The sequence below is a fragment of the Brevibacterium aurantiacum genome (genome assembly GCF_007558825.1).
Taxonomy (GTDB): Bacteria; Actinomycetota; Actinomycetes; order Actinomycetales; family Brevibacteriaceae; genus Brevibacterium; species Brevibacterium aurantiacum_A.
Window position 1 is genome coordinate 164,100 of record NZ_VLTK01000009.1, and the last position, 11,969, is coordinate 176,068.

13 protein-coding genes are annotated in these 11,969 nt (G+C 64.9%); 4 read left to right on the forward strand and 9 right to left on the reverse strand.

Annotated elements, in window-relative coordinates; all coding sequences use genetic code 11:
• Positions 1 to 2 precede the first annotated feature (2 nt).
• Complete coding sequence (locus FO013_RS15735; RefSeq protein WP_143923498.1) at positions 3 to 1,100, forward strand: ABC transporter ATP-binding protein; 1,098 nt, start codon at positions 3 to 5, stop codon at positions 1,098 to 1,100.
• A gap of 62 nt (positions 1,101 to 1,162) precedes the next feature.
• A complete protein-coding gene (locus FO013_RS15740; RefSeq protein WP_143923499.1) occupies positions 1,163 to 2,290 on the forward strand; it encodes a glutamate--cysteine ligase in 1,128 nt (375 codons plus the stop codon).
• Between the two features lie 72 nt (positions 2,291 to 2,362).
• On the opposite strand, the gene FO013_RS15745 is transcribed toward FO013_RS15740, so the two are convergent.
• The 4 genes from FO013_RS15745 to FO013_RS15760 are packed head-to-tail and all read right to left on the reverse strand — an operon-like array spanning position 2,363 to position 5,535.
• Positions 2,363 to 2,950: an NUDIX domain-containing protein gene (locus tag FO013_RS15745; RefSeq protein ID WP_143923500.1), complete on the reverse strand. Its 588-nt coding sequence runs from the start codon at positions 2,948 to 2,950 to the stop codon at positions 2,363 to 2,365.
• Positions 2,937 to 4,016: a tRNA (adenosine(37)-N6)-threonylcarbamoyltransferase complex transferase subunit TsaD gene (gene tsaD, locus FO013_RS15750; protein WP_143923501.1), complete on the reverse strand. Its 1,080-nt coding sequence runs from the start codon at positions 4,014 to 4,016 to the stop codon at positions 2,937 to 2,939. Before tsaD ends, FO013_RS15745 begins: the two co-directional genes overlap by 14 nt.
• Complete coding sequence (locus tag FO013_RS15755; RefSeq protein WP_143923502.1) at positions 4,013 to 4,591, reverse strand: SRPBCC family protein; 579 nt, start codon at positions 4,589 to 4,591, stop codon at positions 4,013 to 4,015. Before FO013_RS15755 ends, tsaD begins: the two co-directional genes overlap by 4 nt.
• Positions 4,588 to 5,535 (reverse strand): aldo/keto reductase, encoded by a 948-nt coding sequence (locus FO013_RS15760; RefSeq protein WP_260848189.1) that lies wholly within the window; start codon positions 5,533 to 5,535, stop codon positions 4,588 to 4,590. Before FO013_RS15760 ends, FO013_RS15755 begins: the two co-directional genes overlap by 4 nt.
• A 142-nt stretch (positions 5,536 to 5,677) precedes the next feature.
• Here FO013_RS15760 and FO013_RS15765 point away from each other — a divergent pair, with 142 nt between their 5' ends.
• Positions 5,678 to 6,406: a biliverdin-producing heme oxygenase gene (locus tag FO013_RS15765; protein ID WP_143923503.1), complete on the forward strand. Its 729-nt coding sequence runs from the start codon at positions 5,678 to 5,680 to the stop codon at positions 6,404 to 6,406.
• A gap of 90 nt (positions 6,407 to 6,496) precedes the next feature.
• The gene (locus FO013_RS15770; protein WP_143923504.1) at positions 6,497 to 7,132 is read left to right on the forward strand and encodes a LysE family translocator; all 636 of its coding nucleotides are present in this window, start codon (positions 6,497 to 6,499) and stop codon (positions 7,130 to 7,132) included.
• Between the two features lie 67 nt (positions 7,133 to 7,199).
• On the opposite strand, the gene FO013_RS15775 is transcribed toward FO013_RS15770, so the two are convergent.
• The 5 genes from FO013_RS15775 to FO013_RS15795 form a co-directional block, all read right to left on the reverse strand.
• Positions 7,200 to 7,661, reverse strand: a complete 462-nt coding sequence (locus tag FO013_RS15775; RefSeq protein WP_143923505.1) for a GNAT family N-acetyltransferase — start codon at positions 7,659 to 7,661, stop codon at positions 7,200 to 7,202.
• Positions 7,662 to 7,699: 38 nt separating this feature from the next.
• On the reverse strand, positions 7,700 to 8,383 hold the full coding sequence (tsaB, locus tag FO013_RS15780) for a tRNA (adenosine(37)-N6)-threonylcarbamoyltransferase complex dimerization subunit type 1 TsaB (protein WP_143923506.1): 684 nt from the start codon (positions 8,381 to 8,383) through the stop codon (positions 7,700 to 7,702).
• A complete protein-coding gene (gene tsaE, locus FO013_RS15785) occupies positions 8,380 to 9,000 on the reverse strand; it encodes a tRNA (adenosine(37)-N6)-threonylcarbamoyltransferase complex ATPase subunit type 1 TsaE (RefSeq protein WP_143923507.1) in 621 nt (206 codons plus the stop codon). Before tsaE ends, tsaB begins: the two co-directional genes overlap by 4 nt.
• Complete coding sequence (gene alr, locus FO013_RS15790) at positions 8,997 to 10,223, reverse strand: alanine racemase (RefSeq protein ID WP_143923508.1); 1,227 nt, start codon at positions 10,221 to 10,223, stop codon at positions 8,997 to 8,999. The genes tsaE and alr overlap by 4 nt, the downstream gene beginning before the upstream one ends.
• A gap of 94 nt (positions 10,224 to 10,317) precedes the next feature.
• Positions 10,318 to 11,964 carry an NAD(P)H-hydrate dehydratase gene (locus FO013_RS15795; RefSeq protein ID WP_143923509.1) on the reverse strand — a complete coding sequence of 549 codons (1,647 nt, stop codon included), beginning with the start codon at positions 11,962 to 11,964 and terminating at the stop codon, positions 10,318 to 10,320.
• Positions 11,965 to 11,969: the final 5 nt, after the last annotated feature.

Consider the following 11,969-nt stretch of genomic DNA (forward strand, 5'->3'; position numbering starts at 1 on the left):
CCATGGCAACAGTCACGTTCGATAAGGCAATGCGCCAGTACCCAGAGGCGCTGACTCCATCGGTCAACGAGATCAGCCTCGATATCGCCGATGGCGAGTTCCTCGTCCTCGTCGGTCCCTCAGGCTGCGGAAAATCCACGACTCTGCGCATGCTCGCAGGCCTCGAACCTGTCGACGGCGGGCACATCAGAATCGGTGAGGACGATGTCACCGGGGTCTCTCCCCGCGAACGCGACATCGCGATGGTGTTCCAGAACTATGCGCTCTACCCACATATGAGCGTCGGAGAGAACATGGCCTTCGCTCTCAAGATCGCCGGTGTGGGCAAGGCTGAACGCAATGAGCGCGTCCGTGAGGCCGCCCAGCTGCTCGACCTCGAGCCCTACCTCGATCGGAAGCCGAAGGCTCTCTCCGGCGGGCAGCGGCAGCGCGTGGCCATGGGACGCGCCATCGTGCGCTCTCCGCAGGTGTTCCTCATGGACGAACCTCTGTCCAACCTCGATGCCAAACTGCGGGTCCAGACACGTGCACAGATCGCCTCGCTCACCCGCCGCCTCGGCGTCACCACGGTCTACGTCACCCACGACCAGGTCGAGGCGATGACCATGGGCGATCGCGTCGCGGTGCTCGCTGACGGACGGCTGCAGCAGGTGGACACTCCGAGAGCCCTCTACGACCGCCCCGCCAACCTCTTCGTCGCGGGCTTCATGGGCTCTCCGGCGATGAACCTCATCGACCTTCCGCTCCAGGACGGGGCACTGCACCTCGGCGAGTCCGAGATCCGGTTGAGCCGCATGCAGCTGACGGAGCTCACGGCTGATCGGGTGACGGCCGGAATTCGACCGGAGGACTTCCGCCTCGAGCCGACCGGCGGCCTGGAAGTCAGTGTGGATCTGATCGAAGAGCTCGGCGCCGATGCCTACGTGCATGGTCGGGCGACGACCGGCAGCGATGACAATCCGATCGTCGCCAGGGTCAGCGGGCGCACGCGCGTGGCCAGAGGTGACAGGGTCAGAGTCGTCCCGGAGCGCTCGCGCCTCCACCTCTTCGATTCGCAATCCGGTGCACGACTGTCTGATGAGAGTGAGCATGCAGCCTGAATGTGACGGCCGATAAGCGGTCAGAAGCCAGAAAACCCGGCGCGGAATACTATGATCGGTCCATGGTCGATTTCGCACGCTCACCCCGCTCCACCATTGGAGTCGAATGGGAACTGGCTCTGTTGGACAAGGACAGCCTTGATCTGACTTCCGCCGCGGAGGTTCTCCTTGCCGATGTCGCGCAGCGTGCACCCGAGTTCGAGAAGCGGATCGTGGGCGAGATGCTCACGAACACGATCGAACTCGTCACCGGCGTCCACAAACAGGTGTCCGGAATCGCCGAGGATCTGGCCGCGTCCATGGGTGCTCTGCGCACGCTCACTGAGGACCGTGGGATCGAACTCATGTCCGCTGGCACGCACCCGTTCGCCCAGTGGCAGTCCCAGGAGGTTCGCGCCAAGGATCGCTACCTCGAGCTCGTCGACCGCACCCAGTGGTGGGGTCGGAACATGCTCATCTTCGGCGTACACGTCCACGTCGGAATCGACTCCCGCGACAAGGTGCTGCCGATCGTCAACGCCCTCCTCGCCTACGTCCCCCATCTTCAGGCGCTGAGCGCATCATCACCCTTCTGGGGAGGGACCGATACCGGCTACGCTTCGAATCGGGCGATGATGTTCCAGCAGCTGCCGACCGCGGGACTGCCGTTCCAGTTCGAGGCGTGGTCGGACTACGAGAAGTACGTGGCCGACATGCTCACCACCGGCATCATCGACAACATCAATGAGATCCGCTGGGATATTCGTCCCGCCCCGAACTGGGGAACTGTTGAGGTCAGGGTCTGCGACGGTCTGCCCACTCTCGAGGAGATCACCGCGATCACGGCCCTCATCCAGTGCCTCGTCGACGACTTCTCCGCTCGCCTCGATGCCGGTGAGACCCTGCCGACGATGCCGGACTGGTTCCACGACGAGAACAAGTGGCGTGCCGCCCGTTACGGAATGGACGCCATCATCATCGAGAACGCCGAAGCCGATGAACGCCTGGTCACCGAATGCCTGGCCGATGAGGTCACGCGCCTGGCCCCGGTGGCACAGCGACTGGGCTGCGTCGACGAACTGAACTCCATCACTTCGATCATCGACCGCGGTGTGCCCTATCAGCGGCTGCAGAACGTGTTCAAGGACAGCGAATCACTCGCAGAGGTGACTCGTTGTCTGATCAGCGACCTGCGCACCTCGTATACCTGAGGATTCACTCCAGCTTCCGCTCCGAACGGAGCTGGACAACTGGCTGCAATGCCCACAGGTGGGCCGCAGTGCTCACAAGTAGGGGCGGAGGAGTTCCAGCAATTCCGGCAGGGACGCAGCGACACCTGAGTGCAGCTTGAGATCCGTGAGCCGGTCGATAGGCACCCAGGCGAGCTCGATGCTCTCAGGATCGCTGATGACCGGTTCGAAATGACGCACGGCCCGGGCGATGACAGTGGTGTACGACCAGTCTCCGAGATCGAGGACATGGGTCTCGAGGACTTCGATGCCCGAGGCGTCGCTGTCGGGGACACCTGCTTCTTCCCAGGACTCCCGGATGGCCGCGTCGAGAGCGGATTCGCCCAAGTCACGGGCGCCACCGGGAAAGCCCCAGGTTCCTCCCTCGACCGACCACAGGGCGCGGTGCTGCATGAGGATCCCCTGCGCGGGGTCAAGCAGCATCAGTCCTGCTGCCCCGTTGAGTCCCCAGTGCTTCTGCCCGTCCGAGCCGAGAGTCCACCCATCGCCTGATCGCCGAGGCGGCAGGTAGTCCGGCAGATCCTTCGAGTTCGGACCGTATGCGGTCTCATCGCGTGAGGCACCGCTGCGTTCGTGAGTGTAGGCGTTCTGGTCGCCGGCGTTGGGGTCAGACAAGGACATGATCGACATCCAATGAAGAGACTGCGGCAAATGACAGGTCGCTGGGTCCGATTCCACGGCGGACGAGTTCGGCACCGAGAGCTGCGACCATGGCTCCGTTGTCCGTGCACAGACTCAACGGCGGCACCCTCAGCTCCACCCCAGCCTCGGCGCATCTGGCTCCGAGGACCGCGCGCAGGTGGGAGTTCGCGGCGACTCCCCCGCCGAGGACGACGTGGCTGATTCCGGTGTCGGCCGCCGCCAGCAGGGTCTTGGTCACGAGGACGTCGACGACGGCGTCCTCGAATCCTGCTGCGATGTCGGCGACCCGCAGGTCCGTGCCCAGTGTTTCGGCCTTCGTGACCTCGCGCAGTGCGGCGGTCTTGAGTCCGGAGAACGAGAAGTTGAAGCGACGTTCGGGATCGCGCAGATCCTGCTTCTTCGCCAGTCCGCGGGGGAACTTCACAGCGGTGCGGTCACCGGGGATTCCGCTGCCGTCGAGCGCTCCGAGAGCGGCCTTGGAGATGTTCGGCCCACCCGGGTAGTTGAGGCCCAGCAGCCGTGCGGTCTTGTCGAAGGCTTCGCCGGCGGCATCGTCGATCGTGGCGCCGATGAGTTCGATGTCATCGACGACGTCTCCGATGCGCAGGATCTCGGTGTGCCCACCGGAGACGAGGAGTGCGATGGTCGGCGTGGTCAGGCCGTCGACGTCGGTGGCGATGAGGTCCACCGCCACATGTGCGGCGAGGTGGTTGACCCCGTAGAGCGGCAGGTTGAGTGCCGCGGCGAGACCCTTGGCGGCACCGACTCCGACCATCAGCGCACCGCTGAGGCCGGGGCCAGCGGTCACGGAGATGGCGTCGAGGTCGCTCAGCGCGACGTCTGCCTGATCGCAGGCCGAGGCGATGGCCGGCCCGATGGCCTGGACGTGTGCGCGTGAGGCAACCTCGGGGACCACACCGCCGAAGCGAACGTGTTCATCCATCGAGGAGGAGACCGTGTTGGTCAGCAGCGTCCGGCCCCGAACGATTCCGACTCCGGTTTCGTCACAGGATGATTCGATGCCCAGCACCAGCGGTTCGCTCATATGTCGTTCGCCCCGTCCTCGCTGTCGTCCGTTTCGCTGTCCTCGAGTTCGAGGTCCGCGTAGAGCGCAAGCAGCTCTTCCTCACCGGCCTCGGCGACGTCGAGGCCAAGGACCCGAGCGAACAGGCGCAGGTGGGTGTCCCACATCGGTCCGAAGTCCGCGGCCTTGAGGCGAGCGCTTTCGACGTCGGGCGCGGATTGGGTGAAGATCAGGAGAGTCGCAGCCCCGTCCGTGAGTTCGAGTGCGAGCAGCGCCACCCCCAGCACGCCGAAGTCATCGAGCTCGACGAGGACATGGTCCTCAACCTCGCAGCTGAGGATCTCACCGTTCAGTGTGGTCTCACCGAGGTCGAAGGTGATCGCAGGATTGGGATCTTCTGCGTCACTGTTCTCAGAGTCATCTCTGTCCGTGCTGGCTGCGGCTTCATCGACAGTGAAGGACGCGAACCAGGACCTGGCGGTTTCGCTGTCGACGAGCTTGGACCAGACGGTCGCAATGTCGACTGCCAGCGGCAGCTCGATGACAAGATCGGTGCCGTTTTCCCATTGCACAAGGCGTGGACTCGTGCTCGTCATGCTTCCACCCATGCTTCGTTGAGGGCCGTGATCTCGTCCTCGGCCAGCTGCAGCTCGGTTCCCGCGAGCAGTTCGCTCAGCTGCTCGGGCACCCGCGCCGAGGCGATGGTGGAGGGAATGAAATCGTGTGACAGCTGCCAGGCCAGTGTGGTTGCGGTCATGGTTGCGTTGTGCGCCGAGGCCACGTCGTCGAGGATTTCGAGGGCGCGAAGTGCCTCTTGGTTCTCGAGGAAGTCGGCGACGCGTTCACCGCGCACGCTTCCGGTGGCGTCTCCGCCGGTGTGCTTTCCCGTGAGGAAACCCGAGGCCAAGGAGTGGAAGGGCAGTTCGGCGATGCCGTTGGACCGCAGGTAGGCCTGCTTCTGTGCATCCACCGCACTGCGAGCCACGAGGTTGTACCGGTCCTGGACGACGCGATAGCACGCCAGTGAGTACTTCGCGCTGATCTTCATGGCCGACTGCAGGCGATCCAAGGTGAAATTCGAGGCGCCGAGGTAGCTGACCTTCCCGGAGCGCACCAGTGCGTCGAAGGTCTCCGCCACCGCCACCTGATCGACGCTCTCATCGTCGACGTGGGCGTAGTAGACGTCGACGTGGTCCGTGCCGAGACGACGCAGGGAGGAGTCGATGCATTTGCGGATATTGGCTGGGTCGAGCCCCTTGTGCTTCGGATGCATTCCGACCTTGGTGGCGATGACCATGTCATCGCGGTTGCCACGCGAGGCCATCCATTCGCCGATGATGGTCTCCGACTCACCGCCGGAGTTGCCGTCGACCCACACGGAGTAGGCATCCGCTGTATCGATGAAGTTTCCGCCCGCCTCGGCGTAGGCGTCGAGGACTGCGAAGCTCTGATCCCTATCAGCACCCCAGCCGAAGGGATTGCCTCCCAGATGCAGGGGGTGGACCATCAGATTCGTGTCAGCAAGTTGCACTCTTTCCATGGCTCCAGCCTACCCTCGGCACTGGTCGGCGGCGGTATTGGGCGCAGCTTAGGGCAGGCTCGACTACGATGAAAACAAGCACTGCAGACGCCCTGACCATCGAGACACTTCCGGATCATCGATCTCTCAATGAGGAAACATCATGACTGAACTATTCTCAGCTCGCCTCAAGGCCAGTACAGCCACGATCCACGACGAGGTCGAGCACACGAATTTCATGGTCGATCTCATGGAGGGCAGGCTCGACGCACGCGCTTACGCTCTCCTGCTCAAGCAGTACACGGTCATCTACGCAGCCCTCGAGGCGAAGTCCAGGGAGTTCGCCGAGGACCCGATCTTCGCACCCTTTCACGATGTGAATCTGTTCCGAGGTGAGCGCATCGTTCGGGACCTGCAGGAACTCATCGGCTCGGCGGAGTTCACGCTCAACGACTCAGACCTGCCCATCACCGGGGGCGCCGAAGCATATGCACGCCATCTCGGCCACATTGACAAGCCTGAGCAGGTCATCGCGCACCACTACACGCGCTACCTCGGCGATCTCTCCGGCGGGCAGGCCATCGGAGCGCTCATGGGCAGGCATTACGACATTCCTGCCGACGCGCTGACGATCTGGGACTTCACCGAACTCGGCAAGACGAAACCGTACAAGGACTCCTACCGTCTGCGCCTCAACGACATCGCAGGCACCGGTGGGAACGAGCAGATCGTCATCGATGAGACGATGACCGCGTTCGAACTCAATGGCGAACTTCTTTCGGAGCTGACGTCTCTGTCCGAGCGTCCCACTGCCGACCGTCCTGCCGCTGCCGGTCCGACTGCTGCCGGTCCCACTGCTGCCGGCCGTCCCGCTGCTTCATCTGTCTTCTGAGCTGTGCTCGGCCGCTCCTGACGGCAAAACCGGAGGATGTAAGCTGAATCCGCATCCCCGCTGCAACGACGAACAGTTCGAGAGACAGACATGGATTCACACCAGTTGTTGGCATGGGCCCTTGTGGCCGTGATCGGAGCTGCCACACCCGGGATCGATCTCATGATCGTCCTCCGGTCAACGCTGCTTCACGGCAGGCGCTCCGGTTTCGCAGCCGTCATCGGAGTCGAAATGGGTCACGCCGTCTGGGCGATTGCCAGCCTCATCGGCCTCACAGCCCTGCTGGCGGCGTCCACCCTCGCCTACGACGTGGTGCGGATCGCCGGAGCCTGCTATCTGGTCTGGCTCGGATGCACCGCGATCTGGAAATCGCTGCCCCGCAACCGGGCAACGGCCACCGAGGCTGAAGATCTTCCCTCACAGAGCGCTGTCAGTGCGGTCCGCAGCGGCATGACCAGCAATCTCCTCAATCCGAAGGTCGGGGTCTTCTACATCAGCATCCTGCCCCAGTTCCTGCCGACAGTCCCGACGGCCGCCGGTTGGGGTGTGCTGCTCGTGGCCATCGCACTCACGATCGGCACGGTGTGGCACGCCGCCATCGTTCTACTTGCCACCCGTGCCCGCGGCATCCTCACCCGTGAACGGGTCAAGATCTGGCTCGATCGCACGAGCGCCGCGGTGATGATCGCTCTCGGCGTGCGCCTGGCGACCGAAGCTCGGGCGTAGACCGACCACTGTGAGCGGCCTGCCGACTGCACGCAGCTTGAGTCCGTGAGCGCTCAGCGACTCCGACTTAAGGGTGGAAGCGCATGAGGATCGCGTCGGCACCCGGGTAGTAGTCGGGGCGCCTGCCCCATTCGGAGAATCCGAAGGATCGGTAGAGGCCCAGTGCCGGTTCGTTGTGCTCATCAACTTCGAGATGCACGGCTTCGGCTCCTCGGCTCAGGGCCCAGCCGATCCCGGCTCGGAGCAGCTCTCGCGCGATGCCCTGACCGCGTCCAACCTCGGTGGTGGCAATGGTCATCACGTCCGCTTCACCGCCAGCGGCTGACATGACGATCCACCCGGCCAGCGCCGAGGTGGGAGTCCGTGCCGCGAACATCGCCGTTCCAGCCTGAGCCTTCACCGCCCAGTAGTACGTCAGCGTCCATGCTGTGGGGCCGAAGATCGCGGCATCATGGTCCGCGACCTCGTCGAGATCCCACCAGCGCAGTTCGTCGATGCCTGCCTGTTCGTGCGGCGCGCCCGTGCTCATCTACCGACACTCATTTCAGGGCATTCATGTCAGTGGGCTCATTTCAGAGTGCTCTCACGCACCGGGGTCGACTTGGCGTCGGGCTCGCGCAGGTATTCGGGAACCGGTTCGGCCAGCTCTCGCCCGGCCGTGATCTCGCTGGCTGCGGCGAAGGCGAGGTATTCAGCGCGTGGGTCGACGATCGCAGGGAAGCTGGACTGCCCGAGGACCTCGGGATAGAGGAGAAATCCGCGGCCGAGGCGGCCGCTGATGTCCGTCTGGCCCTCAGCTGCGAGGACACCGTCGACCTCGGTCGGCTTCGCGACGAAGGGTCCGGCCCGCAGCGACGCATCGCAGCTCTCGTAGACGCTGAAATAGACCTCCTTGCGTCGTGCGTCCGCGGCGATGAGCACCGGCCCCTTGGTCTGAGTATTCGTTCGGCGCAGCTCCTCGGCGAGCGCGGCCTGGGACAGAAGGCCCCTGACCGGGATCCCACGAGCCTGACCGACCGCGATGGCCGCGGCGATGCCCACGCGCAGCCCGGTGAATGGTCCCGGACCGATTCCGGTCACGACGAGGTCCGGCCGGGCCGAATGCGCAAGCACCTTGGCCAGAGCGGGTCCGATGAACTCGACGTGCCTGCGCTGGTCATCGGCTTGCAGTGCCGCCAGGACCGCCCCGGATTCGGTGTCGACCAGAGCCACGGAGGCGGCCTGGGAGGTGTCGATGCTGAGTATGATCACTGGCTGTCCTCCTCGTCGGCGGACCCGTCTGACCCGTCGAATTCGCTGACCTCGATCGCTCCTGCCAGCGACCGGAGCGAGTCTCTCACCTGCTGGAGCCGTGCATCCCAGGAACTGCCGTGGCCGTGCAGTTCGACGAGGCGGCGTTCGTCCTCGTCAAGGTCATCAGCATCGTCGACGTCATCGCCAGCAGCATCGTCGCCTTCGACCCCGCCGTCGTCCGCTGCGAGGTCGAACATGGGCGTGATCGTCAGTCCGAGGTAGTCGCTGCTCAGCTGTTCGGCGAGCCCCGCACCCCATTCGACGACGGTGATCGACTCGTCGAGCTCCGAGTCGAGGTCGAGGTCCCCGAGTTCCTCGGCGTCAGAGATCCGATAGGCATCGACGTGGACGAGTGCGGGGCCCTCGTTCAGCGAAGGGTGTTCGCGGGCGATGACGAAGGTGGGTGAGGTGATTCTCCCGGCGACTCCCAAGGCACGGCCCAGGGACTGCGTGAATGTCGTCTTCCCCGCGCCGAGGTTGCCGCTGAGGATGAGGAGATCACCTGCCCGCAGGTGCCCGGCCAGTGCTTCGGCGAAGGTCCTCATCTGGTCAAGGGACGTCAGCTGAAGCTTCATCGCAGACCCCCGCCGTCGACAGGATGCGGCTCCACTTCCACGCGGTCGACGCGTTCGCTGATGCGGGTGACGATCTCGTAGTTGATCGTATCGGCCCAGGTCCCCCATTCGGCCGCGCTGGGACCGTCGGGGCCGAAGATGACGACCTCATCGCCGATGGAGACTTCTCCGGCACCGACCTCGACGATCATCTGATCCATCGCGATCCGACCGATGACGGGATAGCGGGTGCCGCGGATGGAGACCTCCGCCCTATTCGATGCCGAGCGAGCGAGCCCGTCGCCGTAGCCGCCGGGAACCAGCGCGAACCGGGTGTCGGCCGCCGCCGTGAACGTGAACCCATAGGATGCGCCGTGACCGCTGGGGACGTCCTTGAGATTGACGACCTGGGAGACCAGTCGCATCACCGGCACCAGTCCCAGATCCTGCGAATTCTGATCGTCGAGCGGGGACAGACCGTACAGTGACAGGCCCACCCGAGCCGAGGTGCCCGGCAATGGTGAGAGTGTGAGCGCGGCCGGCGAGTTCGCAATGTGGACCTCGAGTCCGCCCGATTCGCCGAGGCGGCCCTGGGTCTCGTCGAGCACCGCTGTGAGCTCCCGGTAGGCTGAGTCGAAGACGTGCGTCTGCTGCGCGGTCTCAACACGTTCGGGTTCATCCGCGACGGCGTAGTGGCTCATGATGCCCACGATTTCAAGATCCGGGGCAACCGCACTCGCATCGGCCTCATCCGACTCGGGCCCGGCATCCAGGCCCCGCAGCTTGTCGAGTGCACGCTTCCAGTCCGCAGGCGCCAGGCCGTTGCGTCCGAGCCCGGTGTCGACCTTGAGGTGGAGGCGGGCGGTGGAGTTCGTGCGGCGGGCCGCGTCTCGCAGTCGATCGAGGCTGTCCACTGTGGACACGCCCAGCTCAATGCCGGCGGTAACGGCAGCGTCGAGGTCAGTGGTCGGTCCGTACAGCCATGCTGTGATGGCGACGTCGTCTCCCAGCAGCTCGCGCAGGTGCAGCGCCTCACTGACAGTGGCCACGCAGAAGTCCCGCCACCCGGCGGCGAACAGCGCCGGAGCGACGATGTCGATGCCGTGGCCGTAGGCGTTGGCCTTGACGACGCATTTGAGTCGGGCGGGGGCGAGCCGTTCGGCGAGGGCCGCGGCGTTGGCCCGCAGCGCGGCCACGTCTATCTCGGCCCTGACCAGTGCCCCTGAGGTATCGGTTGATGTCACTGGATAAGAATACCGTGGACCGTCATCTTTCATTCCGACAGGGAACTGTTGACCCGATCAGGGATGTGCTCACTTCGCTCGATCAGGGCCCCTCTCACTCGATCAGAGATCCCCTGTGGATGAGCTCCCCAGCCACCTCGGCGACGGCATCGCCGAGTGCTCCGGCGTTCACGGCCCGTCGACCCGCAGCATTGTGCACCAGCACCCCGAGACCGACGATGTGGGCCAGTTCGCGTTCAGGGAGCGGTGGCTCGTGCTGATTCTTCGCGTGGAAGGTCGCGACCAGAGCACCGATGATCCCGGCCAGCACGTCCCCGGACCCCGCGGTGGCCAGGCTGGCCGGTCCGGCCTCGGGGAGCACACAGAACCCGTCCGGGGCGGCGATGACGGTCTGGTGTCCCTTGAGCAGGACGATGCAGCCGCTGGACTGTGCGGCTCTCTGCGCCCAGCCGATGGGGTCGGCGTTGATCCGGCTCGAGGTGATGATCTCACCGAGGAGGCGGCTGAGCAGCCGCGCCAGCTCACCGGCATGCGGAGTCAGGACCACGGGCCTCTCGGCCAGCCATGTGCCCTTGACCGATTCTGCGCGTCCGACCATATCCAGCGCCCCAGCGTCGAGGACGACGGGAACGTTCGTGTTCGCCAACGCGTCGACGCACGCGTGGACGTATTCATCCTCCGGGTTGCCTGGGCCCATGACCACGGCGTTCATGCGGCCCGAGGCGGTGACCACCTCGGCGTGGAGGCCGATGACGTATTCGGCGACCATCTGCGATCCCAGGGACCGGACCATGCCGACCCCGCAGTTGACCGCCGAGGTGGTGGTCAGCACTCCTGCACCCGGGTACTCCTCAGACCCGGCGAGGATGCCGACGACTCCGCGAGAGTATTTGTGGCCATCCGGTTCGGGGCGGGGGAAGCCCGCGTTGAGATCATCGGTGTCGACAACCTCGGCGGTGGCCTGGCTCTCGTGAAGTTCGAGGCCGATGTCGACAAGGTGGACGGTGCCGGTGAATGCGGCGACGCGGGGGTCGATCAGCTCGGCTTTGAGTCCGCCGAAGGTCACGGTGTGGTCGGCGTGGATCCTGTCTTCGGAACCGGTGTCGGCCGGGGACAGATCAGACGGGATGTCGACAGCGATGAGCGTCTGTGTGGTGTAAGTGCCGGTGCCGAACCTGGATGTGCGGGTACCGGCAGTGTTGGTGTTGCTGTTGGCGCCGGCGGAGTGTCGCCAGTCGCGGATGAGCGAGGCGATGTGCTCGGGCAGGCCGCGTCGGCCGCCGGTGCCGAAGATGCCATCGAGGACGAGATCGGACCGGGAGAGTTCCCGCATCACGTCGGCGCGCAGCTGTGCCCTGACCTCGGCACTGCAGTGGCCAGCTGCCTCGACGCTCGGGTCAGTGGTCTCTTCCGCACTCGGGGAGCTGATGACACTGGCTCCCGCCCGACGAGCCGCGGCCAGTCCCTGATCGTGGGTGCGGTCGAAGAGTGTGACGACGGTGATGTGGGCCCCGCGCCGGGCCAGTGCCGCGGCGGCGAAGAGCGCGTCTCCCGCGTTGTTGCCAGGACCTGCGAACACGCACACACGGGAGCCGAAGATCTGGCCCCGAGACTCTCGCAGCACATCGGCGCAGAAGTGGGCCAAGGCGCGAGAAGCGCGGGCCATAAGGTCGACGCCCGCGTCGAGGAGGGGTCGTTCGGCCTCGACGATGACGGTGCTGGGGTAGGCGAAGACTGACATCAGTG

Coding starts and splice junctions, on each gene's coding strand:
- FO013_RS15735 (WP_143923498.1), top strand. CDS start 3: ATGGCAACAGTCACGTTCGATAAGGCAATGCGCCAGTACCCAGAGGCG.
- FO013_RS15740 (WP_143923499.1), top strand. CDS start 1,163: ATGGTCGATTTCGCACGCTCACCCCGCTCCACCATTGGAGTCGAATGG.
- FO013_RS15745 (WP_143923500.1), bottom strand. CDS start 2,950: ATGTCCTTGTCTGACCCCAACGCCGGCGACCAGAACGCCTACACTCAC.
- tsaD (WP_143923501.1), bottom strand. CDS start 4,016: ATGAGCGAACCGCTGGTGCTGGGCATCGAATCATCCTGTGACGAAACC.
- FO013_RS15755 (WP_143923502.1), bottom strand. CDS start 4,591: ATGACGAGCACGAGTCCACGCCTTGTGCAATGGGAAAACGGCACCGAT.
- FO013_RS15760 (WP_260848189.1), bottom strand. CDS start 5,535: ATGGAAAGAGTGCAACTTGCTGACACGAATCTGATGGTCCACCCCCTG.
- FO013_RS15765 (WP_143923503.1), top strand. CDS start 5,678: ATGACTGAACTATTCTCAGCTCGCCTCAAGGCCAGTACAGCCACGATC.
- FO013_RS15770 (WP_143923504.1), top strand. CDS start 6,497: ATGGATTCACACCAGTTGTTGGCATGGGCCCTTGTGGCCGTGATCGGA.
- FO013_RS15775 (WP_143923505.1), bottom strand. CDS start 7,661: ATGAGCACGGGCGCGCCGCACGAACAGGCAGGCATCGACGAACTGCGC.
- tsaE (WP_143923507.1), bottom strand. CDS start 9,000: ATGAAGCTTCAGCTGACGTCCCTTGACCAGATGAGGACCTTCGCCGAA.
- FO013_RS15795 (WP_143923509.1), bottom strand. CDS start 11,964: ATGTCAGTCTTCGCCTACCCCAGCACCGTCATCGTCGAGGCCGAACGA.